Origin of the sequence: Campylobacter concisus (genome assembly GCF_902460895.1) — a bacterium.
Taxonomy (GTDB): Bacteria; Campylobacterota; Campylobacteria; order Campylobacterales; family Campylobacteraceae; genus Campylobacter_A; species Campylobacter_A concisus_BC.
Map to the genome: position 1 here is coordinate 1 of NZ_CABPVL010000002.1, position 23,248 is coordinate 23,248.

The following is a 23,248-nucleotide window of genomic DNA, read 5'->3' on the forward strand; positions in this document are numbered from 1 at the left end:
CCTTTAAACTATCTGGATCAGCTGGATCAAACAAAGGCTTTTTAGGAAGCTTTACATCACACTTTATAGGAATATAAACCTTTTGGATAGTATTTTGCGGAGCTTTAGCAGAACAGCCAACAAATAACACTATATAAGAAAGAAAGATAAAAAAGTAAATTTTATTTCTTATAGTAGTCATTGTTGAACTCCAAAAGCAAATTATCATAAAATTTTAACTTTTCACAATAATCACTATTGTTAGGTAATTTAATCTCGCCAAAGCGCTTATTTAATTCTTGACTTAGCGAGCTATTATTTAAAGAAAGCTTTTCACTATCGATTTTTAATTGCTCGATTTTAGAATTTTGGTTATCAATGATTAAAAAAGCGTTTTGAGTAGCTAGCTTTTCAACAGCTAGATCAGCTTTTAATTTAGTTGCTTCAGCTTCAAAATCGTTAATGCTACTTCTAAGAAAAAATATATATAAGACTAGAGTTGAATAAGCGAAGATATGAATAATTAGCCCCCTACTAAGTAGAGAGCTAAATTTTAAAAAAGAAAACATTATTTAACAGTTCTTGCACTTATGATATAAATATCATCAAATTTAACGCCGTTAAATGTTTTACCAGCGAGAGCCGTTTTTACTTGAGCTTCGTCAATACTAGGTTTTGAATAAAAGCTAAATGTAGCCTTATGACCTGCTTGACTTTTGCCAGTAATAGTGTATTCAATAACGCTAGGCTCGTTTGAATTACCTTGCTCGGCATCTCTGTAAAGAATATGATATGTGCCTTCAAGAGCGTTATCGCAAAAAGTTTGACTTTCAGCACCTGAGCAAGGGAGTGAAAAACTATAAGTTCTACCATTTATCGTATTTTTAATTAAAACTTTTTCAGCCATTTTTTACTCCTTATAGCCTATCAAATTTCAAAGTAACGTAATCGCATTTAGTCGTATCATCAAAACTAGCATTAAGATTATTTTTAAAATCTGCTACAAAATTTTGATACATATAGCTTTGCTTAACGTGTGGAATGGTTATCATAGTTGAAACCCTACCTGTCGGAGTTTTAGCACCGACAATAACACTTTTACGATTTAGTGGGTTCGGAGTAACGCTTACAGCCGTACCACCTTCAAAAAAAGACGAATATGTTTCTACTTTGCCTGCAAGAAGTGGCAATAAAGCACTTTCGTCGCTACCAGTTGAAAAAACAAGACTTTTTGAATAAAGTCCGTCGATTTGTTGTCTTAACATTTATTTTATATCCTTTCTCGTCATTTAGACTTTTATTGATTTGTTTTTTTTGTTAAAACGTTTTAAACGAGATAATATTAAGCAAAAAAGAAAAAGTTAAATAATTAAGAATATATTAAGCGGACGCTTCAGCGACGCTCAAACCGCTAGCGGTTTTCGTCCGCGATGTGTTTGCGTGGCGTTAGCTAGCAAAAAAACACTATAAATTTTAATTTCTTTTAAGTCATTAGCAGAAAACTAACGCCACAACGCAAACGAAATCAATTAAGCAGGGGGAAGGATCGGTAAAGGGTAAAGACTGAAAGAGAAAAAACAGACTTAAGGGGAAGAAAGAGAAAACACGGCACACACTGCAGAGCGGTGGTGATGCCGTGTTTGAAGAGAAGACAGAAACGAGAATAAGATTATCTTAGTAAGGTGCAAGCTGGTCGGTTATACTGATTATAACGTTTAGTCTTTTGTAAAGAACCATTAGAATTGTAAAATTTAGCTATAAGAGTAGCTTTAGAAAAAAGAAAAGCTCTTAAAAAATCTACCGAGCAAAACTGCTTATCAAGATAAGTTTCAGCTTCATGCAAAGCATTAGCATCATTAAACAACACATATTCGACAACACAATTATCATTATCGACCAAAGGTGGATAACCATTGCAAGAAACTGTTTCAAGATAAGAATAATTGCGACAAAGAACAAAAGCGGCTTCAGAAGAACTTATATCCATAAAAGCCTTTTTAAAATTATCAAATCTTGAACTAGAAAAAGAAAGACTAAAAAACAAACATAATAAAAAAAATTTATTAAGCATAATAGTCCTTTCTTTCTAAAAAATAGAATTAATGTAATTATAGATAAGCAAGATTAATTTTTACTTATCCATAAATAAAGAACAAGAAACCCCTTTAACAGCTAAGCCACCAACTTCAAGATGTGTTTTGATAAGCGTGGATAATTCATTTTCGTTTTTAGTCTTTTTAACGTTATGAAGTAAAATTTGCTTACACATACGATTTTTATTAGAAACAAAAGCCTTGAATTGCTTATTGTAGTTAAAATCATCAGGTGGAAAATTTAGTTTTTGAGTTTCAAACTCAACCTTATAAATATACTTGATTTCAGCAGTAGAAACGGCACTTAAAAAAGCTATTAAATCAGGAACGCTTTTAGCTTCAAGCGTGGAGGTAATAACTCTATTACCCTGCTGTTGAGTTATTTTGTAAATAGGCATAATAATCCTTTTTTAAAAATTTATGAACTTCAAAACAAGATCGACTATAATTATGGTTCATAAGATCATCATAAAATTTAGAATAATAAATTAAAAAATCTGCTTTAAAAATAGGAAAAAAAGTATCTATATCATAAACAAAGCCACGACTAACCAGATCATGAAATTCAGGAGTATATGGACTAAGCCTAAAAAAAGGAGAAGAAGAAATGTAGGCATATGGATCTTCATGAGAGATATCTTCAAAATGACGAGAAAAATCATAAGATGAAAAAAACAGAAATAAAAATAATCTGAAGCATCTTCAGGATCAAGAAGAAGATCACGGCTAAGATAAGCAGAGATTTCAGATGGAGTAGGAACATCAACAATACGAGTTTCACCAAAAGGAGTTAAAAAATCAGAACCAAGCTCATACCAAAAATTATTTTGTTCGTTATCACTAACAACATGTAAAGGAACATTAGGAGAATTTACAAATTTAACACTGCAATTAGCAATAAAAAATTTGGTATCAAAAATAAGCTTTTGTTTTTGAAAGAAAGTAGAATAAGAATTACAATAGAATTGAACAAAAGAAAGATTTTCCCCAGAAGGCTTAGGTTCATAAACACGATAAAAACAAGGATCAACATCAAACTTAGATGAAAGAACAGCAGAGACAGAAAAAGAAGTAATAGGCTTGTCCCCACAACACCCACACAAAAGAGATACCATTATTCTTTACCTACAAGGTCTTGACAAAGAATTTTTAAAAGTCGATTTGTTTCTTCGAGAGAACCAATATCTTTTTTCTCTTCAGGCTTATTAACGATATGATCGCTTAAAATCTTCTCAATACGAGCAAGAATAGCCCCAAGAGTATCAAATCTTTCCATTTCTTTAGCAAATGCGCTTTCACAATCAAGAGCCACGATTTTTATCCTTTCCGTTAAAGTAACCCAAGCCATTCATCATAGTTATAAACATCTCACTAAGACCCAAAACATTACCGCTATCATCAGTAACAAACATAAAATCAGCAACATGATTTAAAGCATCGATGTCAATTTTATCACTTCCAGTTATACGCCTTAGAACTTCTTTATCCTGCGGAGTAAAACGAGAACTAAAAAGCTTAAAAAGCAAAGTTTGATTTATATTATCAACCTTAGCCTTTGCATATTGAAATTCTTGATTTTTAGTTTCTAAAATATGCTGGCGTTGTCCGACAATAACATTTGCATTTTGTAAAGCAGAACTATTAGAATTATTAGTGTTAATAATTTGGTTACCACAATTAACAAGAACTTGAGCAACACCAACACGATCAGAAAAATTGCCAGTTAAAAAGCCAATCATACGATTAAGCTTTGTTCCTTTAATCTTACCTAGCTTATTTTTAGCATATCGACCAAGCGGAGAGAGTAAAGCGATAACACCAGCATAAACGATAGACATTATTTTACTAACTACATTTTCTTGAATTTGGATATATTTCATCAAAGCGGCACTAAACATAATCGTAATACCACTATTAATAGCATCTTTTAAAATGCCATCATCCATACCACTATTTTTTAGACGTTTTAAAACTTGATCGTAAGCGACATTATAAGTAAGGTCTTCAAACATCTCATCAATACCAAGTTTTAAAATTCTGCCTGCTTCAGATTGTTTTTCAGCCATTATTAACATCCTTAAGTAAAGTTTTACTAGGCAATTCAGTATCAAAAAGGTCTTTAAAATTTGGCATAGGCAAATCAAAAAGATCAAGAGCTTCGTTATCTAGCTCAAAATTGTTTTCATCGGTATAAGTGCGAGCTTGAACAGCTTGACGAGATAGAGCTATCTCACGCGGCGAAGCCTTTGCGATAGTGTTGCCGTCAAGGTCTTTAATAGCAACTGAAGTTTTATCATACTCCGCCTTTTCTTTATAAATTTCAAGTGTTTTGGTAGAGTTTTCACTAAGTATTTTTTGATTTTCAGCATAAGAAGCTGGCAAAGAAATTTCAACAGGACGATCAAGGCTCAAAGAAGCATCAACACGATTTTTAACATCAACTTTTGCATCAAGTTTTACACCTGCCAAGCCTTCTTTTATAGCCTGCGAATAACCCTTTGTGCTATCAACAAGCTTAGCAGAGTTTTCAGCGACTTTAATTAAATTTTGATTATAAATTTTTTGATTTTCACCGATAGTTGATATATATTTAGAAATTTCGCTATTAATATTTGCTTGAGATTTTAGAACTTCTTTAAAATTTACATCAGCCGAAACAACCGAACCACTACCAACATTTGTATTTGTATGAGTTTCAGTTTTAAAAGAAGTTAAATCATTTTCAAAAATACGATCACCATTTATAGGGTTATAAAACTTTTGAGTGATAGGATCAAGCCAAAAACCATTACTGTCTTTTATAACACGTCCTTTAATGGTAAAAGGCTGACTATATAAATTTTCACGCCTAACGATAGCTTCTTGATTTGCTTCAGCCTTGCTCTTATCATTTGGATTTACATTTTTGTTTTCTTCTACGGATTGAGAAGCAGATAAAGAAGAAGAAAGTAACCCAGAACAAAGAATTTGCAAAATTTGATTTTGATTAGCGAGAATATTAAGTAAATTTGTATTAGGTAAAAAATTACCTAACTTAGAAGCATCAGCAGGAGCAGGCTTTTCACTTTCAGTTTTAGTAGATGAAACAACTTCACTATTCTTAGTAACAATATTACCTAAAACTTCATCCGAAGAACTACTATTTTCTAACTGCTTTTCAACATATTTACTGACACCAAACAAAGCAGCACCTGCAAGAATACCACCAGCCCCAGCAGTAACATCAGCTGAATTAATTGTAAAAGGCTTAAAATCACTTGAATTCTTTGGAGCAGACCAAAAATTAGAATTAATACGAGCTGGCATTATAAAGTATCCATGTGTGGAGTATCAAGAACATTAGCAATACCAATTTTAAAATCAACGCCGTCTTCTTCTTGATAACCAGTTACTTCTTCAAAATTATTACCACCAAAAACATAACGAAGCAGAACAGCTTCTTTATATTGTTTTGCATCATCTAAATTTGCACGATCAAGCAAAGAAGTAGGACAAAAAAGACGTTGTAAAAATACTTCATTTAATTTCGAAGAAGCAAAATTGATACTCCAAAGCTCATAAAAAACGATAATTTTAAAAGAACTTAAATGTAAAGAATAAGCCTTATTAACAAGAAACAAATTAGTAAAACCACTTACAGCAACAAGAGAACCAGGAGCTAAAGAAGCGAAGGGATTACCATTATTATTTAAATTTAAAGACAAATCTTTAAAAGAAGGTCTATCGCCATCAACAAAAGTTTCTTTTAAAGAGTCGAGCTCAACTTTCAAAGTAGAAGATGCAGTGCCATAATCAACTTCAGGATAAAGCCCACTAACATAATAATCAAAAGAAGGCTTAAAACCAAAACCACGAAAAAGCATACGATCACAACTAAAAAATTCATTATTACCATTATAAAGCGGAAAAGAAAAATCTTTAATCATCAAAGTATTAGTATCAGTATTTTTATAAAATTGAATGCTAGAAGTTTCATAAAAATAAGGTCGATCAGATACATGATGAAAAACAAAATTAATCCGCCCCTTAGCAGTAGAAGCATAATAATGAGGCAATTCAGCACCACGAACAACATCAGAAAACTGAAGTGACATAAAAAACTCCTTAAAATAAATCTAATTTAAATTGCTTAATGGCAAATATATACTTACGACCATTTCGCAACGAATAGCCGTGATCTTCTAAAAGCTTTTTTAAATTTGTTTGCTTAAAAAGCTCATTTAATTCATCAAAAGCAGAATACAAAGATCGACGGCTACCAACAACAATATCAGCCCAAACAAAGCCCAACTTTTCAGCATAAAGCCTTTTAATAAAAGGGCTTTTAATATCAATGCAATAAATTTCATCGCCACCACGCAAAAGATCACTTATTAAGCTACCATAAGCATTTAACTTCTTCATTTAATAGCCTTTAAAGCCGTTTCAATAGGACGTTTATAATTATCATTTCTTATTTGAGAAATTGCAACAAAAAAATCAGTTAGAGAAGCAGTAAAAACATCAAAAAGCGGATTATCAACATCTAAATTTTGATTTTTTATAGTCTTTTCATTTTTTAAAAAATTGCCTGCAAGCTTTGATAAACCATATTCGTGAAGGCTTAAGCCGTCCTTTTCAAGGTCTTTTAACGTTTCAGTAAAAACGTAAAGAAAATTTTCACCGCTAACACCTAAATTTGTATAAACCGCACTAACAAAAGCCTTTAAAGCCATTTTTGCTTTTTTGATATCTCTTGACTGGATAAGATCATACATAGTAAGAACCTTAAATTTATCATCGCCCCAAGTAGAGATAAAATCCCAAAATTTAAGCCGATTAGTATCAAGATCACATCTTTGGTAAATTTTACGCATGCTTTCAGACTGAATAGCCCCAGCAGTTAAACGATTGACTTCATCATCAGTTAGATCATACCATTTACAGATGCTAAGCCCTTGCGACCAAAACGCCCCTAAATGGCTAAAAATGTAGCTTATCTCGTTTTCTTCATTGATAGGAATTAATCTTTTAATTGCCAAACGTCCAAATTCTGCTTCATGTCTAAATACAAAAAGATCTATTTTTGGATTAAAACCGTTAATCTCCCACTTCGTAAAAATTAGAGTAGATATATTTTTGCTTTGAACTTGTTTAATTTTGTCATAAACCCTAAACATGTGCGGATTTTTGCCAAAGCTTACACCTTCAAAACGAGTAAAACGCATAAAATTATTTACATTTATTTCGGCAATATCGCTAAAAGTAGCCGATTTTTCATCAATTATTAAATCGTCATCATCTTTTTTATATTGATCGGAATAGTTAGAAATTCGCTTTAAACTCCTAAATTTTAAAAAGTCTTGTGGAGTGTATTTTATCCCAGTTACATCAGTAGCTAGATCAAGCCTTAGCACGCTTACACGGAAATTTACCCCAAATATATCATTTAAAAATTTATTTACAAACTCATAAGCCCTAATATGTCCATATTTAAGCAAAAATACACTTCTAAACTGAATTTTTAAATGGTATAACCCCTTTGGCTTAAATTTTGTGTCCGATATAGTGCAAAAAATATCATCATTTGCAAAATAACCAAAATATTGCCCCAAGCCCTTGCTTGATACTTTGAAATTACCATATTCAAAGCCCAAATCATCAAGCACATATTTTTCGCCAAATGTGCGTAAATTTTGCGCCTGCTGTTTAAGCATAGCAATTTTATGAATAAAAGCCGAAAATTTAGTATCAAAATATTTTTCATCGGTGCAATTAACGCCAATAACTAAAGTGTCGATACCTTGATGAAGTATTTTAAATCTATCGTCTTTATAAATCATTTTCTTTAACCTTAAGTAAAGTTTAGCTTGTCCCGCCTAACCTTGCTGATAGTCTAGGCGTGGGGCTAAGTTCTAGCCCCTATTTTTAAGCATTTGAGCCGTTTTTTATACTCTCCATTTTTAGCATTGCCGTGACAAAGCTATCAATGGCGGGAACAAATTTGCTAAAAACTACAACTGGAGTTGAATTATATGCGTCCTTGTAAAGCCTATATTCAATCTTGCCACTAGCAATATATACTTCATCTTCTTTTAAGTCTAAGTATTGCTCTTGTGTAATTCTTGTTGTATGCTCGCCACCGCTGTTAAGTGCGACAAAAGTAACAACATAGCTATCGTCCCACCTTTCAAACTCACCAAACTCATTTACAACAGGATTATTATCCTTATCAAATTTTTGTTTGCCTTCAATCTTTTTAACCTTGAGAACCTTTATCTTTTGCTCGAAATAATCAGCATTCTGGTTAAGCGACTGGTAAATTTCGCGATAAAGCGTTTCGTTTGTGCTATCCATTAATGGAGCTGTGCTTTTTGCCATTGTTTATCCTTTTTGAAAAAATTTGATTTTTTATTAAATATCTATTACCGATAATTTGCGAAAGATAAGCCTTGCTAATCTTTAAATGATCGCAAAGATCAGCCCGTGTTAAAGTTGTTTTAGTTGATAAAATTTCAAGGACTGAAAGAATAAGCTTATAATGTATCTTTCGCATTAAATAGCCTTTATTTCAGCATTAAACGGGAATAAGCTTTTTAAATAGCGAACTATCGCACACATAACCGCAACGATAGCAACCATTTTCTTTTTACCATTAGCGATTAAACGATCATAACGTGCTTTAAATTTCTCGTTAAAACGAACGGCGCACAAAGCGGACATAAATAAAATACGTCTTATGTTAGAACTACCCATTTTATTTATCTTTTGATTTCTATGCACGCTTGAGCCACTTTGAAAAATTCTAGGACTAAGACCGAGGAAGCTGACAAACTGCTTTTCAGACTTATCACGATTAAAATGTAGTTGTGGGAATAAATTTAAAGCTAGATCGAGCCAAAGCCTTTATTGCTTTTAATAATTTCTTCGGTCTCAGGAATAGTTTTTTTAACAAGATCAAAAGCTAACTTTTGAAGCATAGATTGAAGCTTTGCAATCTCTTTAATAAGATTTTCGATAACTTCATCAACAACGCTATTTTTTACAAGTTTTTGAGATTGTTTAAAATTTTTAAGTTGAGTGTTAAGCTTTTGAAGTAAATTTAAAGTTGAGTTGTAGCTTTTGATTTGTAAATATTCGGCGTTATATTTATCAGGCAATATTTCACTTTTAAAAGTCCTAGCATAAACAGCCAAGCCATAGCTATCATTTACATCAGTTTTAATAGTGCTGAGATGCTTTAAAAATAAAGAAGCCTTATATGGATTTGTAACATTATATCGAATATTTAGATCAGATAAAGCCTTTTGAAGTGCTAAATGATAATTTGAAGTTGCTTCAAAAACAACTAAAATTTCATCATTTTTAAAACTATTGAAATAAACTTTAATAAGATCATAATTGTTAGGCAGTGTTTCAAACTTAGCTTTTTCACTCGCAACAGAAGTTAAAAAACAAACATCGATTTTATCTTTAGAAACATCAACGCCACAAAAAAACGCTTTTTTCATTTTTGATACTCCGAAATAAAATTTAGGTTATGTTTCTTTCTTGTATTCAGTGTTAAACACTAAGATTTTTAACCGAAACATCAACCATAAGCCCTAAATCTAGGTCACAGCGTAAAAACCGCTTAAATCAGTAGCAGGGACTTATGGAAAATTTTATAAAATCAAAAGAGAAAAATACGAAACGAGATGTGTAAAAATTCTATTTGATTTTATGGGAAGCATCATACAAAAATCAGTAGCCAACTCTTGCGAGTGAGTGGGATTTTAAAATAAGAGGGAATAGGCTTGAATTACGGTCTGCTTGCAGTTGCGAGACGAAGTCGAAGTAAAGCCCGACGACGTTAGAGGTGCATGCTCCAGTGCTTCGCACTGCATGAGTCTTACATGAGAGAATTTATAGCAAATTTTAAAATTTATGAAAATGCTCTTCTAAATTTTTAAATTTAGTAGCAAAGCGGGGCTAAAATTCCCCGCTCATTTTATCTTTGTAGTTATTTAGGCTATTTTGACGCTCTTGTAAAAATGAGCCAAGTTTTTTCTTATTTTCTTCAAAAAATACCGCAAAATCCTGCTCATTTTGGATCTTATCCTCGCCAAAGCTATCAAGCATGACGTTTGAGCTGCCAACTATCACTAGATAGCGCCTATTTTCGTAGCTTAGAAGCATTAGCTTGTTTGTGCGATCAAGATATTTTTCGTAGATGATATTGACGCCGCTATTTTGATTTTTAAGCAGCCAGTTCATCGACTTTGTGTCGTTTTGTGGCTGATTTTGCGGCGTTTTAAATCCACTAAAGTCACTACTTTTTGAAGTGATATATCTTTTAAAAACATATAAAAATATAAGAAGCGCGATGAGCACACTTAGGACGATGAAGTATCTCGAATCAATATTAACCATAGGTTCATTTTCTGTCTTTGGCGCGCTAGCAGTCTCTATCTTTGCGCTAGCTTGTGGCATATTTTGCACTTGCGTTTTAGTATTTTTTAGTGTTACGCGGATGCGAAGTCCGAAGCTATCAGTTGTCTTTGAAGCATTTACGATGATCGCATCGTTTGAGCGTAAATTTAAAACTAAAGAGTTTTGCTTTGGTTCTATCTCAAGCTCTTGAATGATCTTTGAGTTTATGTCCTTGCTCGCGCTTTGATCGTAGCTTAGAGAATTTAGTATCAAAGAGGTAGTATCTTTTTCTCGCTTTTGAAAGATGTTGCCCTCATACGGCGCATCAAAGCTAAGCATGATGTCGACTCTGTCGGTGCGCTCATAGATGTTGTATGTTAGCAAGTTTGAAGCAAAGATCTGCGTAGCAAAAAGCAGAAAAAATAGTATAAATTTCATAAAAGTTCTTTTTTGAAGTACTGAATAACTGACTTTGAGTCCAAAATTTCATTTATCCTGATGGCTAAATTTTTCTCATAAACCATTACTTCGCCTTTTCCAAAAATTCTATTATTTATATATAGCTCCACGCTCTCGCCAGCTGGTTTTTCGAGGTCTATGACCGAGCCAGCTTCAAATTTCAAAAGCTCATTTATGCTAACTGTGGTAGTTCCTAGCTCAGCTATAAAATCAACGCTTATATCCATAAGCTCGTCATAGCTCTTAAAAAGCCCTAGCTGTTCTAGTGTCTCTATCGCACCTTCGTCGTTCATTGTATCTTGTAGCCTATTTGAAATGTTCTATTTTTTATCTTATATATAAATTTCTCTTTTAGCTTTATGCCAAAATTCTCAACCTCGCCCAAAAACTCAGGCGTTCCGAGTTTATAAGCATTTGGCTCTTTTTCATTTAATAGATTTTTAGCCTTGCCGATGATCTGATTAGCTATCTCTTTGCAAAGATCGTCCAGATCGCCACCATCGACATCTTCGTGACCAAAAAAGGCATTCATGAAAATTTTCAAAGTATCTTTTTTAAAAAATAGATAAAACTGATACTCGCTTTTACTCTTATAAACTGGTATGCTAGCCCCATAAAATCCCTTACCAAGGCTCTTGCCAACCTCTAAATCCAACCCCAAAGTATCTTTGCAAAGATAGCTCGTGGCTTCATCTATAACTTTTCTCATATCTCTTCCTTAAGACTTGAAATGCGCGTTAATTATACTTTGGCTTTACTAAATTAGCTATAAATTTATTAAGCATTTTAAAAGAGTTTATCGACCTCTTTAACTAGCTCTTTTGCGCTAAATTTGGCGCAAAGCTTGACTATTTGCGTGCCTATGATCGCAGCGTCAGCATATTTTTTCACTTCGCTAACATCATCTTTGTTTTTGATACCAAAGCCCACAGCCACTGGCAGATCGCTCTTTTTCTTAAGCTCTAGGACTAAATTTTTTATCCTATCCTCATCAGCTCTTTTTGAACCGCTAACGCCGATAGCACCTAGCACGTAGATAAATCCTGAGCCAAATTTTAATATCTCATCCGCCCTGCCCCCAGACGTGACGCTAATAAGTGGCACAAGGCATAAATTTAGTTCCTTGCATTTTAGAGCGAACTCCTCACACTCCTCACAAGGCAAATCAGGCACGATAAAGCCACTAACTCCTGCTTCACGTGATCTTTTGAGAAATTTATCAACGCCATAAGCAAAGATGATGTTGTAATAAACTAGAAAAACAAGTGGCTTTGTCACTTTTGCCTTGCAGTCCTCAAGCATGTCAAAGACAACGTCAGTATTTACGCCACTTTGAGCTGTTTCAAAGCTAGCTTGTGCGATAAGCTTACCATCAGCCAGTGGGTCAGAGTATGGTATGCCGATCTCAAGCAGATCAAGCGTGCTCTCATCTAAATTTTCTAAAAATTCCTTCGTTTTTTCTAAGCTTGGATAACCAGCCACGATGTAACCGATGTTTGCCTTTTTGCCGTTAAATGCGCTTCTAACCTTATCCATAAATTTTTCCTTTTTCGTAGCCGATGACTGTGTTTATGTCCTTATCGCCCCTGCCTGAGATATTTACGACGATGACGCTTTTTTTATCAAGTTTTGGGCAAAGCTTCTCCAGATACGCCACCGCATGTGCGCTCTCGATGGCTGGGATGATGCCTTCCATCTTGCTTAGAAAATACAAGGCATTTATGCACTCATCGTCGGTTACAGCTTCGTATCTTACCCTTTTGATATCGTTTAGGTGGGCGTGCTCTGGGCCGATGCCTGGGTAGTCAAGGCCTGCTGAGATACTATGCACTGGCGAGATCATACCGTACTCATCTTGCAAAACTGTCGTTTTCATGCCGTGGATGATGCCGGTTTTGCCTTTGCTAAGCGTAGCTGCGTGATAAGGCGTATCTATGCCAAGGCCGCCAGCTTCTATACCTACTAAATTTACGCTCTCATCGTCCAAAAATGCGCTAAAAATGCCAATAGCATTACTGCCACCGCCAACACAAGCGATGACATAGTCGGCCTTTTTTCCATAATTTTCAAGCTGGGCTTTTGCCTCTGTGCCAATCACGCTTTGAAAGTCACGCACGATCTTTGGATATGGGTGCGGGCCAACGGCTGAGCCGATGACGTAAAACGCGCTTTCTATCTCATTTACCCACGCTTGTATTGCCGCTGTGGTCGCCTCTTTTAACGTTTTTAAGCCATCTTCTACGCTCACCACCTTTGCGCCAAGAAGCTGCATGCGAAAGGCATTTAGCTGCTGTCTAGCCACGTCTGTAGCTCCCATATAGACATCACACTCTAAGCCCAAAAGTGCCGCTGCAGTCGCTGTTGCCACGCCGTGCTGGCCAGCTCCAGTCTCAGCTAAAATTTTCTTTTTACCCATCTTTTTAGCAAGCAGCGCTTGAGCCAGGGCGTTATTTATCTTATGCGCACCCGTGTGGTTTAGATCCTCACGTTTGAGGTAAATTTCGTGTCCGTAGTGCTCGCTTAGGCGCTTTGCAAAAAAGAGCGGACTAGGCCTGCCAACGTAGTTTTTCAAAAGATCATCAAGCTCGTCTTTAAACTCTTTTGTCTTTGCGATGCTCTCATAAGCATTTTCTAGCTCATCAAGGGCAAACATCACCGTCTCAGGCACGAACTGCCCGCCAAATTTTCCAAAATACGCCTTACTATTCATCTTCTACCTCACCTATGATCTTTAAAATTCTCTCTATCTTTTGCGCATCTTTTATGCCGTTTTCGTCCTCGACTTTTGAGTTGATATCGACTAGATATGGCTTAAATTTGAGCGCCTCTTTTATGTTGTGCTCGCCTATGCCTCCAGCCATGCCAAATTTAAATTTAACCTCTTTTAAAATTTCCCACTCAAAGCTAGTGCCATTTCCGCCGGTATTTTCGCCCTTACAGTCAAAAAGCGCCATGTCAAAATGCTTAAAATCAACCTCTGGCAAGCTATCTTTCACGCTAAAAACCTGCCAGATCTCAAGCCCCATATCTTTTAAATTTGCCTCTAAATTTTCACTCACCACTCCATGCACCTGAGCCACGTCAAGACCAGTAAACTGGCAAATTTCCATTATCTCGCAATCACTTTGCTCCGCAAAAACACCGACAACTTTTTTACCCTTGCTGTGGGCAAATTTCGCTATCTGCCTAGCTAAATTTAGCTCGACCTTTCTTTTACTTTTAGCAAATATCAGCCCTATAAAATCAACATCCAAAGCGCAAACCGCACTTGCCTCATCTAGCGTTTTGATACCACAAATTTTAACTAGCGCCATTAGCCCCAGCCTTTATAAACTCTTCATAAAATTTATACGCCTTGCCTGAATTTATCGCCTCAAGCACCATTTTTTTGGCCTCGTCTGGGCTCTTTGCGCCATCAGCCGCGTAGAGCGCAAACATCGCATTAAAGACCACGATGTCAAATTTCGCCCCCTGCTCCTCGCCTTTTAGCGTGCGGATCAAAGTTTTGGCGTTTTCTTCAGGTATGCCGCCCTCGATGTCGCTGTGAAGCGCTCTTTTAAAGCCAAACTGCTCTGGCGTGATGCTGTATTCAAAAATTTCGCCATTTTTTAGCTCGACGACACTTGTTTCACTACAAAGCGTGATCTCATCAAGTCCGTCATCGCCGCGAACGACCAAAGCGTGCTTTCTACCAAGGATCTTAAGCGTCTGGGCGTAGAGCTTTAGCACTGGTTTGTGATAGACGCCAACTAGCTGATTTGTAAGGTTTAAATTTGGATTTAAAAGCGGTCCAAGCACGTTAAATACGGTTCTTATGCCAAGTCTTTGGCGCACTTCTCTCACCTCGCCAACTAGCGGATGGAAAAATGGCGCGTGAAAAAAGGCTAAATTTTTACTAGCTAAATTTTCACACTGTTTTGCCAATGATTTTTCACTTTTTACGCCTAAAATTTCAAGCACATCAGAGCTGCCAGACTTGCTTGAAACTGCCTTGTTGCCGTGTTTTGCGACCTTTATGCCAAGGCTTGCAAGGATAAATGCAACTGTAGTTGAGATATTTATCGTCTTAAAGCCGTCGCCTCCAGTGCCGCAAAGATCGATCATAGGCGTATCGTCGCGGTAAGTTTGCGAGTATTTTAGGATATTTTTTGCAAGTGCAGCGAGGCTTTTTGGATAGAGGCTCTTTTCGCTAATTAGCACCAAAAGTGCCGAAAGCTGCACTATCTCGTACTCTTTGCTGGCTATTATCTCGCAAATTTGTTCAAAGTCGCTATCATCAAGCGGTATGCTCTCTTGAAGCTTGATAAGATATGGCTTAAGTGAGCGAATTTTAGGCTCTTTTACCTCTTCTTTTGCCTTGTAATTTACAAAATTTTCAACTATCTTTTTGCCGTATTGCGTGAAGTAGCTCTCTGGGTGAAACTGGATGCCAAAGATCGGCTTATCTTTTACGCTAAGTGCCATAACTACGCCATCATCACTCACCGCATCAGCGCTTAAACTAGCTGGGAGCTCATCGACATAGAGCGAGTGGTAGCGCATAACCTCAAAACGATCAGGCAGCCCTGCAAAGAGTGGCTCTTTGTTTTTCACGTCTATAAACGAGGTCTTGCCGTGAAGTGGGTCATCTAGTCTTTTTATCTTTGCGCCAAAACTAAGTCCTATGGCTTGGTGTCCAAGGCAAACGCCAAGCACCGGCATGCCAAGGTCTGCTTTTAAAATTTCTAGGCAAACTCCGCTATCTTTTGGGTGTTTTGGCCCTGGGCTTAGGATGATCTTACTTGGGTTTAGTTTTTTGATCTCTTCAAGCGTTATCTTGTCGTTTCTAACGCATCTAACCTCTTCGTTTGTGAGCTCCTTTACGTACTGCTCGACATTGAAGACAAAACTATCGTAGTTATCTATAAGTAAAATCAATCTCTATCCTTTTAAATTTAGCGGCGGCTACGCGGACTAAACATTATAAATTTAGGTGAGATTATAACTAAAAGAAATTTTAATTAGGCTTTTGTGCGGCTCTCGTAGGCTTTTAAGAGTGAGAGCATATCGACGTTTTCTAAATTTACGCCAGTTGGCACGCCCTGAGCGATCTTGCTAAATGAAATTTCACTCATGCCAAGCTTATCTTCGACGTAAAGCATAAGAGCGTCTGAATTTAGCCCTGGCGTAAAGGCAAAGACGACCTCTTTTGAGCCATTTTGCGTAATAGCACTTCGCAGCCTCTCTATGGCGTCCTCGTCGATCTCGTCAAGCACGAAGTAAAGGCCGTTGTAGATGCCATTTTGCTCAAAGACTAGGATATCTTTTGGGCTTTCAACCAGCAAGATGACCTCGCTATCTCTGTTCTCGTCACTGCAAATGTCGCAAATTTCATTTTCGCTTAGCCCACCGCAACGCTCACAGCGCTTGATAAACCTTACCGCATCTTCGATATTTTGCGCGAGCCTTAGCCCTGCAAAGCTATCTTGCATGCAGACAAAGTAGGCAAATCTTGCGGCTGACTTTTTACCCACACCTGGAAGCCTAGCAAAAGACTCAGTTAGCTCGTTAAATTTCTCTAAGCCCCTTTTCATGCGCGTTTTGCCTTTGCACGAAGTAAAATTTTAAAGACGTGATAGCCGTCCTCGTAGTCATATACAAGCTCAAATTTTTGCATCTGACAAATTTGCTCGATGATATAAAGTCCAAGCCCCATGCCACTCCCCGCACTCACTTTATCGCCTCTAACAAAGGCTTGTTTGTAGTAGTCGATAGGGTGATTTAGCTTTTTGCCTAAATTTTTAACCGCTATAAATTCGCTATCGCAGATCAAGATGGCTTTCTTGTCCTCTGCGTATTTTAGGGCGTTATCTATCAAATTTTTAATCGCCAAACTAAAAAGCTGAAAATCAACTCTTAATATAACGTCATCTCTGATGTCACAGCTCACTCGCTCCTCAAATTTATCAAGCATAAGCATATCTTGCACTTGCTCTAAAATAAGCGAAAAATGGCACTCTTGGTAGTTTAGCGCGTAGCTTTTTGAAAGAAGCTGCTCGACCTTGCTAAATTCATTTATCAGCATCTCAAGGCGCTCAAAAACGTTTATGAGCCTCATCTTTTGAGTGTCGTTTGCGACCATCTCAGAGACGATCCTGCCCTTGCCAATAGGCGTCTTTAGCTCATGCATGATCGCACGTAAAAATAGCTGCCTTGAGCGGATGAGCTCTCTTATCTTGCAAACGGCGTTATCAAACTCGACCGCAACCTGCCCGATCTCGTCTTGCTCGTTTTCATTTAGCCTAGCAGTCATCGCCATCTCCATATTTCCGCTGGCAAATTTCCTGATATCTTTGCTAAGTCTTCTAAGCGGCAAAAGGCTTCTAAGAACCGAGACATAAAGCGAGATGAGCAGAGCCGAGATGATCAAAAATGCCACCCAAAGCGGGTCATTTACGTGTCTTGCATCGTTACTCTCAAGTAGTAGCATAAAAGATGGATTTTTGATAAGCAGATACAAATCGCCTTTGTAATTAACCGACTGCATCATGCCAAGGGGCGTGTGCTGCGTAAAAATGGCGTTTCCGCTTGTAGTAACTGAGGTAGCTAAATTTTTGTTGCCGACGTATTCTAGGTTGAAATTTTTAAAGTAGTGCTCCAAATCTCTTGGAGGATTGCCACGCTCGTAAAGCGCCACAAGATAGTTCATAGCGCTTATTTGCTTATCTTTTAGCTTCTCAAGCGCACTTTCTTGCTGAATGTTTGCAAATGTCACAAAAAGCAAGCACATCAGCGAGAAAGCGATGGCGAAGATGATAGTTATCTTGGTGGTTATGGAGTATTTCATCCGATAAGCTTATATCCTATGCCTCTAACTGAAAATATATGTTTTGGCGCTTTTGAGCTATCGCCGATCTTTGTTCTAAGGCGTCCGATGATGACGTCTAAGCTCTTTGAGTCCTTGTCTTTTAGGCTCTTGCAGTTATAAACTAGCTGCTCGCGAGATACTGAAAAGCTGTGCTGTTTGATGAGATAGGTTAAAATTTCATATTCAGCTGGCGTAAGAGCAAGGGCTTCATTATTAAAGTAAATTTCGTGGCGCTTGTCGTCTATCCTAAATGCGCTATCAACGACCTCTTCTTGCACTTCGTTTGTCTTTTTATATCTTCTAATAAGACTTGTGATACGAGCATACATCTCTTTTGGATCGTATGGTTTTGGCAAATAATCATCCGCTCCAAGCTGAAGTCCAACGACCTTGTCACTGATGTCACTGCGAGCTGAGCTTATGATGATAGGGATGTCGTATTTTTGGCGAATTTCTTTGCAAACTTCAAGACCATCAATGCCAGGTAATGTAAGGTCAAGTATGAGCAGGTCATAGTTTTTTATCCCTGCGCTAAGGCCTAGATATGGGTCTTCAAAGTTAGTCACTTTTATATTAAAACTATCAAGATATTCAGATAAAATTTGTGCAAATTCTGGATCGTCTTCTATCATTAAAACGTTAATCATAAATCATCCTTTTCATTGAAAAATAGTAGAGATTATACGGCAAAAATGTAAATTTTTTTTTAAATTTAAACTTTTTTGGATAAAATCTCGCATTTAAAATAAGCTTAATAAACAAGGAAAAATGTGGAGTTTGATTATTACGAGATCCTTGAAATTTCAAGAAATGCAAGTGGCGACGAGATAAAAAAAGCCTTTAGAAAGCTCGCTTTAAAATACCACCCAGACAGAAACGCTGGCGACAAAGAGGCTGAGCAGAAATTTAAACAGATAAACGAAGCCTATCAGGTCTTAAGCGATGAGCAAAAGCGCTCTATCTACGATAGATACGGCAAAGAAGGGCTTGAGGGTAGATTTGGCAGTGGCGGTGGCTTTAGCGCTGATTTTGACCTTTCAGACATTTTTGACTCGTTTTTTGGAGGCGGTTTTGGCGGTGGCTCTAGGCAGAGAAAAAGACGAAGCGAAAAATACTCAGCTGATCTTGAAATTCCTATAAATTTGGAGTTTAATGAAGCTGTTTTTGGCTGCGAAAAAGAGATCAAATTTGATCAAAAAGTGCCTTGCCCAACATGCAACGCAACAGGCAGCAAAGATGGCAAAAACAAAACTTGCCAGCACTGCGGCGGAAGCGGCAGGATCACGCGCGGAAATGGCTTTATGAATATCGTTCAAGAGTGCCCATACTGCCACGGATCTGGCGAAGTGATAAGCGAGCCATGTCCTGACTGCAACGCAAAAGCCTATAAAATCCAGCAACAAAGCGTCAAGATCACGATACCAGAGGGCGTTGATAGTGGCATGAGGATGAGGGTCGCTGGCAAAGGCAACATCGGTGCAAACGGCGTTCAAGGCGATCTTTATGTGAGCATAAATGTAAAAGATGACAAGCATTTCATCCGCCACAACGACGATGTTTATATAGAAATTCCAGTCTTTTTTACCCAAGCTGTTCTTGGCGAGAGCATAAAAATCCCAACTCTTCGCGGTGAAGCCGAGCTAAAACTGCCAGTTGGTGCAAAAGATAAACAGCAATTTATCTTTGAAAACGAGGGCATCAAGGGTGTAAATTCGCGCAAAAAAGGCAGACTTGTAGCGCAAATTTCTATCCAAACGCCTGATAAACTAAGTGATGAACAAAAAGAGCTTTTAAACAAGCTTCAAGCTAGCTTTGGCATAGTTTCAGGCAAGTCAAGCACCGATGAAAGCGTCTTTGATAAGATAAAAAGCTGGTTTAAAGGTGACGAGTCAAAAGGCAAAAAGAAAAAATAAATTTAAATTTGTGACGCTAAATTTGGCGTCACAAATTCTTTCTGAATCTTATTTGAATGCAATTATACAACTAGACCAAATGCACAAAACTCTGGCAAATTTTAAAATTTCATGAGCGAGTAATTTCGGCTCTAAAATTTGAGCTAAGCTGCAAGCGAAGACAAATTTTAGTAGTCAATTCTTGCAAGTGGATGGAATTTTAAAATTTGTAAAATAGCAAATTTCTCTTTTAAAAATACAAACCTTAAATTTAAAAACTTTTTTATTCAAAAGTGAGACAAGGGGGCTTGAATTACGTTCTGCTTGCAGTTGCGAGCTTGCGAAGCAAAGAAGCTCCCCCCCCCCTTTTTTTAACAATCCCCTGTCTGCTTGCAGTTACGAGACGAAGTCGAAGTAAAGCCCGACAACGTTAGATGTGGCATGCGTCAGTGCTTCGCACTGCATGCGGTTTATTTTTAGAAAATTCTGACAAATTTTAAAATTTCATGAACGAGTAATTTCGGCTCTAAAATTTGAGCTAAGCTGTAAGCGAAGCCAAATTTTAGTAGTCAATTCTTGCGAGTGAATGGAATTTTAAAATTTGCAAAAAAGTAGTAGTTTTATTTTAAAGCACATAGTTTAAATTTCAAATTTAGATCCGGCATATCACGGCTCTAAATTTAGTGGCAAAATGAAGAATTTAAATTCGGTAGATTTTCAAGGCGAGTGCATAAAAGCGCATAAATTTAAAAGAAATTTTAGTGCCCAAAGTATCAGGCACTAAAATCCATAAATTTACTCAGTTGCAAGATCAAGGTAATAATCAAGCTGGTCGCGCCTGATAATGCGTATGAGGTTTGTGCTGCCCTCTACGCCTGTTGGGTGGCCAGCTGTGACGAGATAGGTCTTGTCATGCTCGACATATCCAGCGTCGTAAGCCTTTTTGATGACATTTGCAAGTAAGACATTTAGCTTTGTTTTTTCAAGCACGAGCGCTGGCGTCACGCCCCAAGCAAGAGTCAGCATGTGAGCTGTCTGCTCGTCGTGCGTGATAGCGATGATGTCGATATTTGTGCGGTTTCTAGCTAGCTTTATGGCTGATTTGCCTGAGCCTGTGATAGAGAGTATCGCATTTGCCTTGATACGCACGGCTAGCGAAGCTGCGCTATTTGCGACCATGTCAGTCTCGTCAAAAAAGTCAAATTCGTCAAATTTATTGTATGGATAGATGCTTTGCGTTTGGATGATCGTCTGGCTCATCGCCTCTACGACTGCGACTGGGTTTTTGCCGATCGCACTCTCCTCGCTTAGCATAACCGCGTCGGTGCCGTCTAGCACGGCGTTTGCTACGTCACTGATCTCCGCTCTTGTAGCGGTTTCATGCTCAGCCATACTTAGCATCATCTGCGTTGCTGTGATGACTGGCTTGCTGGCTGCATTTGCCTTTTTGATGATGAGCTTTTGAATAGTAGGCACCTTGTAAAACGGCACTTCTATGCCAAGATCGCCACGAGCTACCATGATGCCATCACTCTTTGCGATGATGTCGTCTATGTTTTCGACCGCGTCAAATTTCTCGATCTTAGACAAGATAGCCGCTTTGGAGCCAAATTCTTTTAAGATATTTCTCGCTTTTATCACGTCATTTGCGTCTTGCACAAAGCTAATGGCAACGAAATTTACCCCGTGTTTTGCGCCAAATTCCATATCTTCTTTATCTTTTGGCGTGATGATGTCGATGCCAAGGGCGGTGTTTGGGAAATTTACCCCTTTGTTTGAGTTTAAAATGCCGTCATTTTCGATGATCGTTTTTACCACATCTTTGCCCTCGCCTGTAACTCTTGCTCTGATCGAGCCATCGTAGAGATAGACGTACTCGCCAGCCTTTAGCATAGGTAAAATTTGAGGCTGATTTAGGCTCACCCTATAAACACCCTTTTCGATCTTTTCGCCCACGATATCCTCGGCATAAATGCTAAGCTCGTCGCCAGTTTTTAAGTAAAATGGCTCGCTAAGCTTGCCAACTCTGATCTTTGGACCGCAGATATCTTGCAAGATGCCTATGCGTTTGTTTAGTCTTTTTTCGATGTTTCTGATCTTGTCGATGTTTGATTTGTGGTATTCGTGTGTTCCGTGGCTAAAATTTAAACGAAAGACATTAACCCCTGCTTTAACCATCGCTTCCATCGTCTCTTCGTTGTCACTTGCTGGCCCTAAAGTCGCTACAATTTTCGTCTTTTTTATCATTTTTATGCCCTGTAATTTGATTTTTGCGATTATAACACATTTTAATAATGTAAATTTTTTGTATAATATGCAAAATTTTTAAAGGAGAGAGTATGAATAAATTTTTATTAGCATCTCTTGGCCTAGCTGCTCTTGCTTGCGCTGCCATGGGAGATGACAAAGTCTATAAGCTCAAGCTTGCAAGCTCATGGGAGAGCACTATGCCAGTGCTTGGTGACGTGCCAAAAGAGCTAAAAGAGAAGGTCGAAAAGATGAGTAACGGCCGCATTGAGATCAGGATCGACTACCCGTCAAAGCACAAGTCACCTTTTGCGATGCTTGACTTTGCAAAGAGCGGTCAATACGACATCGGCTACACAGCTAGCTACTACTACAAGGGCAAAGACCCTAAGACAATGTTTTTTACAGCGACACCATTTATGATGAATACCGACGAGCAAACAGCTTGGTATGAATTTGGCGGCGGCAAAGAGCTAGAGGCGAAAGTTTTTGATCCATATAACATCAAAATTTTTAGAGCTGGTAACACTGGCATGCAAATGGGCGGCTGGTTTAAAAAAGAGATCAAGTCAGTTGATGATATCAAAGGCTTAAAGATCAGAATTCCAGGCTTTGGCGGTGAAATTTACGCTAAACTTGGCGCAAACATCAACACTATCCCAACTGGAGAGCTTTACATGGCTCTTGAGATGGGCACTATCGATGCAGTCGAGTGGGTTAGCCCAGCTTATGACATGGCACTTGGCTTTCACAAAGTGGCAAAATACTATTACACAGGCTGGCAAGAGCCAGATGGCGAAACTCAGTTTTTCTTCAACAAAAATGCGTATGAAAAACTTCCAGATGATCTAAAAGCGATCTTTGAAGCGGCTGCTGCTGAAGTAGCAAGAGATGTAAATACTAAGGTATTTTACGCAAACGTAGAGTACTGGGACAAGATGAAGGCTGAGTACCCAGACATCCAAGTAAAATCTTTCCCACCAGAGGTCATCGCAGCTCTTAAAAAGGCTACAAACGAGCTACTTGATGAAGAGAGCGCAAAAGATCCACTATTTAAAGAGATCGTCGAGTCTCAAAGAGCTTTCCTCAAAAAAGCAAGAGAATGGACTAAAATTTCTGACTACGCTTACATCAAAACAAACGAAGAGAAATAACCACAGCAGGGAGCTCTCCCTGCTTTTTAAAATTTAAAACCACCACAAAAACTAACCACAATAAGACTTTAAAGCAAAAGATAAGACAATAGTGAAAATTTAAAAGGATTTATGATGAAAAAAGTCAAATTTATAGTTTTTATCTGCTTGTTTATACTGCTACCACTTGCTTATTTTAATGGCTTT

At 37.5% G+C, this 23,248-nt stretch carries 27 protein-coding genes and 1 pseudogene; 2 read left to right on the top strand and 26 right to left on the bottom strand.

Going from position 1 to position 23,248, the window contains the following annotated elements; all coding sequences use genetic code 11:
- The 25 genes and pseudogenes from F3G98_RS10700 to F3G98_RS01315 form a co-directional block, all read right to left on the bottom strand.
- Positions 1–181, bottom strand: a 181-nt coding sequence (locus F3G98_RS10700; RefSeq protein WP_223231282.1) for a hypothetical protein, incomplete at its 3' end; no start/stop codon positions are given.
- Positions 162–548 (bottom strand): hypothetical protein, encoded by a 387-nt coding sequence (locus F3G98_RS01200; RefSeq protein WP_103607840.1) that lies wholly within the window; start codon positions 546–548, stop codon positions 162–164. The genes F3G98_RS10700 and F3G98_RS01200, both read right to left, overlap by 20 nt.
- Entirely contained in the window at positions 548–886 is a 339-nt protein-coding gene (locus F3G98_RS01205; protein ID WP_103607841.1) for a hypothetical protein, read from the bottom strand. Before F3G98_RS01205 ends, F3G98_RS01200 begins: the two co-directional genes overlap by 1 nt.
- 10 nt (positions 887–896) lie before the next feature.
- Positions 897–1,244 carry a hypothetical protein gene (locus F3G98_RS01210; RefSeq protein WP_103607842.1) on the bottom strand — a complete coding sequence of 116 codons (348 nt, stop codon included), beginning with the start codon at positions 1,242–1,244 and terminating at the stop codon, positions 897–899.
- A gap of 404 nt (positions 1,245–1,648) precedes the next feature.
- The gene (locus F3G98_RS01215; protein ID WP_103607843.1) at positions 1,649–2,050 is read right to left on the bottom strand and encodes a hypothetical protein; all 402 of its coding nucleotides are present in this window, start codon (positions 2,048–2,050) and stop codon (positions 1,649–1,651) included.
- A gap of 60 nt (positions 2,051–2,110) precedes the next feature.
- Positions 2,111–2,470 carry a hypothetical protein gene (locus tag F3G98_RS01220; RefSeq protein ID WP_180999470.1) on the bottom strand — a complete coding sequence of 120 codons (360 nt, stop codon included), beginning with the start codon at positions 2,468–2,470 and terminating at the stop codon, positions 2,111–2,113.
- 126 nt (positions 2,471–2,596) lie between these two features.
- Complete coding sequence (locus tag F3G98_RS01225; RefSeq protein WP_103607844.1) at positions 2,597–3,187, bottom strand: hypothetical protein; 591 nt, start codon at positions 3,185–3,187, stop codon at positions 2,597–2,599.
- A complete protein-coding gene (locus tag F3G98_RS01230; protein WP_103607845.1) occupies positions 3,187–3,384 on the bottom strand; it encodes a hypothetical protein in 198 nt (65 codons plus the stop codon). The genes F3G98_RS01225 and F3G98_RS01230 overlap by 1 nt, the downstream gene beginning before the upstream one ends.
- The gene (locus F3G98_RS01235; RefSeq protein WP_103607846.1) at positions 3,374–4,138 is read right to left on the bottom strand and encodes a hypothetical protein; all 765 of its coding nucleotides are present in this window, start codon (positions 4,136–4,138) and stop codon (positions 3,374–3,376) included. The genes F3G98_RS01230 and F3G98_RS01235 overlap by 11 nt, the downstream gene beginning before the upstream one ends.
- The gene (locus F3G98_RS01240; RefSeq protein WP_103607847.1) at positions 4,131–5,378 is read right to left on the bottom strand and encodes a hypothetical protein; all 1,248 of its coding nucleotides are present in this window, start codon (positions 5,376–5,378) and stop codon (positions 4,131–4,133) included. Before F3G98_RS01240 ends, F3G98_RS01235 begins: the two co-directional genes overlap by 8 nt.
- On the bottom strand, positions 5,378–6,166 hold the full coding sequence (locus F3G98_RS01245) for a hypothetical protein (RefSeq protein WP_103607848.1): 789 nt from the start codon (positions 6,164–6,166) through the stop codon (positions 5,378–5,380). Before F3G98_RS01245 ends, F3G98_RS01240 begins: the two co-directional genes overlap by 1 nt.
- Before the next feature lie 10 nt (positions 6,167–6,176).
- Entirely contained in the window at positions 6,177–6,476 is a 300-nt protein-coding gene (locus F3G98_RS01250; RefSeq protein WP_012140353.1) for a hypothetical protein, read from the bottom strand.
- Entirely contained in the window at positions 6,473–7,894 is a 1,422-nt protein-coding gene (locus F3G98_RS01255) for a hypothetical protein (RefSeq protein ID WP_048809874.1), read from the bottom strand. The genes F3G98_RS01250 and F3G98_RS01255 overlap by 4 nt, the downstream gene beginning before the upstream one ends.
- A gap of 85 nt (positions 7,895–7,979) precedes the next feature.
- Positions 7,980–8,432, bottom strand: coding sequence for a hypothetical protein (locus tag F3G98_RS01260; RefSeq protein ID WP_103607849.1), 453 nt, complete (start codon positions 8,430–8,432; stop codon positions 7,980–7,982).
- Positions 8,433–8,606: 174 nt separating this feature from the next.
- A pseudogene (locus F3G98_RS01265) lies at positions 8,607–9,562 on the bottom strand (IS110 family transposase).
- A gap of 460 nt (positions 9,563–10,022) precedes the next feature.
- Entirely contained in the window at positions 10,023–10,901 is an 879-nt protein-coding gene (locus F3G98_RS01270; RefSeq protein WP_149725642.1) for an excinuclease ABC subunit A, read from the bottom strand.
- Complete coding sequence (gene fliN, locus F3G98_RS01275; RefSeq protein ID WP_002942551.1) at positions 10,898–11,215, bottom strand: flagellar motor switch protein FliN; 318 nt, start codon at positions 11,213–11,215, stop codon at positions 10,898–10,900. Before fliN ends, F3G98_RS01270 begins: the two co-directional genes overlap by 4 nt.
- Positions 11,212–11,631, bottom strand: coding sequence for a chemotaxis protein CheX (locus F3G98_RS01280; RefSeq protein ID WP_149725643.1), 420 nt, complete (start codon positions 11,629–11,631; stop codon positions 11,212–11,214). Before F3G98_RS01280 ends, fliN begins: the two co-directional genes overlap by 4 nt.
- A gap of 77 nt (positions 11,632–11,708) precedes the next feature.
- A complete protein-coding gene (trpA, locus tag F3G98_RS01285; protein ID WP_103603096.1) occupies positions 11,709–12,458 on the bottom strand; it encodes a tryptophan synthase subunit alpha in 750 nt (249 codons plus the stop codon).
- Positions 12,451–13,632: a tryptophan synthase subunit beta gene (gene trpB, locus F3G98_RS01290; RefSeq protein ID WP_087582720.1), complete on the bottom strand. Its 1,182-nt coding sequence runs from the start codon at positions 13,630–13,632 to the stop codon at positions 12,451–12,453. The genes trpA and trpB overlap by 8 nt, the downstream gene beginning before the upstream one ends.
- Positions 13,625–14,236: a phosphoribosylanthranilate isomerase gene (locus F3G98_RS01295; RefSeq protein WP_103607852.1), complete on the bottom strand. Its 612-nt coding sequence runs from the start codon at positions 14,234–14,236 to the stop codon at positions 13,625–13,627. Before F3G98_RS01295 ends, trpB begins: the two co-directional genes overlap by 8 nt.
- Positions 14,223–15,839, bottom strand: coding sequence for an anthranilate phosphoribosyltransferase (gene trpD / locus F3G98_RS01300; protein ID WP_149725644.1), 1,617 nt, complete (start codon positions 15,837–15,839; stop codon positions 14,223–14,225). Before trpD ends, F3G98_RS01295 begins: the two co-directional genes overlap by 14 nt.
- Before the next feature lie 83 nt (positions 15,840–15,922).
- Positions 15,923–16,495 (bottom strand): recombination mediator RecR, encoded by a 573-nt coding sequence (gene recR, locus F3G98_RS01305; protein WP_103645642.1) that lies wholly within the window; start codon positions 16,493–16,495, stop codon positions 15,923–15,925.
- A complete protein-coding gene (locus tag F3G98_RS01310; protein WP_103578848.1) occupies positions 16,492–17,748 on the bottom strand; it encodes an ArsS family sensor histidine kinase in 1,257 nt (418 codons plus the stop codon). The genes recR and F3G98_RS01310 overlap by 4 nt, the downstream gene beginning before the upstream one ends.
- Positions 17,745–18,416, bottom strand: a complete 672-nt coding sequence (locus F3G98_RS01315; RefSeq protein WP_009294394.1) for a response regulator transcription factor — start codon at positions 18,414–18,416, stop codon at positions 17,745–17,747. The genes F3G98_RS01310 and F3G98_RS01315 overlap by 4 nt, the downstream gene beginning before the upstream one ends.
- Positions 18,417–18,539: 123 nt before the next feature.
- Between F3G98_RS01315 and dnaJ the strand changes: the two genes are divergently transcribed.
- Positions 18,540–19,682: a molecular chaperone DnaJ gene (gene dnaJ / locus F3G98_RS01320; RefSeq protein WP_103620690.1), complete on the top strand. Its 1,143-nt coding sequence runs from the start codon at positions 18,540–18,542 to the stop codon at positions 19,680–19,682.
- A 774-nt stretch (positions 19,683–20,456) separates the two neighbouring features.
- On the opposite strand, the gene pyk is transcribed toward dnaJ, so the two are convergent.
- The gene (gene pyk, locus F3G98_RS01325; protein WP_149725645.1) at positions 20,457–21,908 is read right to left on the bottom strand and encodes a pyruvate kinase; all 1,452 of its coding nucleotides are present in this window, start codon (positions 21,906–21,908) and stop codon (positions 20,457–20,459) included.
- Between the two features lie 92 nt (positions 21,909–22,000).
- Here pyk and F3G98_RS01330 point away from each other — a divergent pair, with 92 nt between their 5' ends.
- A complete protein-coding gene (locus tag F3G98_RS01330) occupies positions 22,001–23,062 on the top strand; it encodes a TRAP transporter substrate-binding protein (RefSeq protein WP_103558887.1) in 1,062 nt (353 codons plus the stop codon).
- Positions 23,063–23,248: the final 186 nt, after the last annotated feature.

Coding starts and splice junctions, on each gene's coding strand:
- F3G98_RS01280 (WP_149725643.1), bottom strand. CDS start 11,631: ATGAGAAAAGTTATAGATGAAGCCACGAGCTATCTTTGCAAAGATACT.
- F3G98_RS01245 (WP_103607848.1), bottom strand. CDS start 6,166: ATGTCACTTCAGTTTTCTGATGTTGTTCGTGGTGCTGAATTGCCTCAT.
- F3G98_RS01270 (WP_149725642.1), bottom strand. CDS start 10,901: ATGAAATTTATACTATTTTTTCTGCTTTTTGCTACGCAGATCTTTGCT.
- F3G98_RS01220 (WP_180999470.1), bottom strand. CDS start 2,470: ATGCCTATTTACAAAATAACTCAACAGCAGGGTAATAGAGTTATTACC.
- fliN (WP_002942551.1), bottom strand. CDS start 11,215: ATGAACGACGAAGGTGCGATAGAGACACTAGAACAGCTAGGGCTTTTT.
- F3G98_RS01235 (WP_103607846.1), bottom strand. CDS start 4,138: ATGGCTGAAAAACAATCTGAAGCAGGCAGAATTTTAAAACTTGGTATT.
- F3G98_RS01210 (WP_103607842.1), bottom strand. CDS start 1,244: ATGTTAAGACAACAAATCGACGGACTTTATTCAAAAAGTCTTGTTTTT.
- recR (WP_103645642.1), bottom strand. CDS start 16,495: ATGAAAAGGGGCTTAGAGAAATTTAACGAGCTAACTGAGTCTTTTGCT.
- F3G98_RS01315 (WP_009294394.1), bottom strand. CDS start 18,416: ATGATTAACGTTTTAATGATAGAAGACGATCCAGAATTTGCACAAATT.
- F3G98_RS01215 (WP_103607843.1), bottom strand. CDS start 2,050: ATGCTTAATAAATTTTTTTTATTATGTTTGTTTTTTAGTCTTTCTTTT.
- F3G98_RS01225 (WP_103607844.1), bottom strand. CDS start 3,187: ATGGTATCTCTTTTGTGTGGGTGTTGTGGGGACAAGCCTATTACTTCT.
- F3G98_RS01295 (WP_103607852.1), bottom strand. CDS start 14,236: ATGGCGCTAGTTAAAATTTGTGGTATCAAAACGCTAGATGAGGCAAGT.
- F3G98_RS01260 (WP_103607849.1), bottom strand. CDS start 8,432: ATGGCAAAAAGCACAGCTCCATTAATGGATAGCACAAACGAAACGCTT.
- pyk (WP_149725645.1), bottom strand. CDS start 21,908: ATGATAAAAAAGACGAAAATTGTAGCGACTTTAGGGCCAGCAAGTGAC.
- F3G98_RS01310 (WP_103578848.1), bottom strand. CDS start 17,748: ATGAAATACTCCATAACCACCAAGATAACTATCATCTTCGCCATCGCT.
- F3G98_RS01255 (WP_048809874.1), bottom strand. CDS start 7,894: ATGATTTATAAAGACGATAGATTTAAAATACTTCATCAAGGTATCGAC.
- F3G98_RS01205 (WP_103607841.1), bottom strand. CDS start 886: ATGGCTGAAAAAGTTTTAATTAAAAATACGATAAATGGTAGAACTTAT.
- F3G98_RS01200 (WP_103607840.1), bottom strand. CDS start 548: ATGTTTTCTTTTTTAAAATTTAGCTCTCTACTTAGTAGGGGGCTAATT.
- trpB (WP_087582720.1), bottom strand. CDS start 13,632: ATGAATAGTAAGGCGTATTTTGGAAAATTTGGCGGGCAGTTCGTGCCT.
- trpA (WP_103603096.1), bottom strand. CDS start 12,458: ATGGATAAGGTTAGAAGCGCATTTAACGGCAAAAAGGCAAACATCGGT.
- F3G98_RS01330 (WP_103558887.1), top strand. CDS start 22,001: ATGAATAAATTTTTATTAGCATCTCTTGGCCTAGCTGCTCTTGCTTGC.
- F3G98_RS01240 (WP_103607847.1), bottom strand. CDS start 5,378: ATGCCAGCTCGTATTAATTCTAATTTTTGGTCTGCTCCAAAGAATTCA.
- F3G98_RS01250 (WP_012140353.1), bottom strand. CDS start 6,476: ATGAAGAAGTTAAATGCTTATGGTAGCTTAATAAGTGATCTTTTGCGT.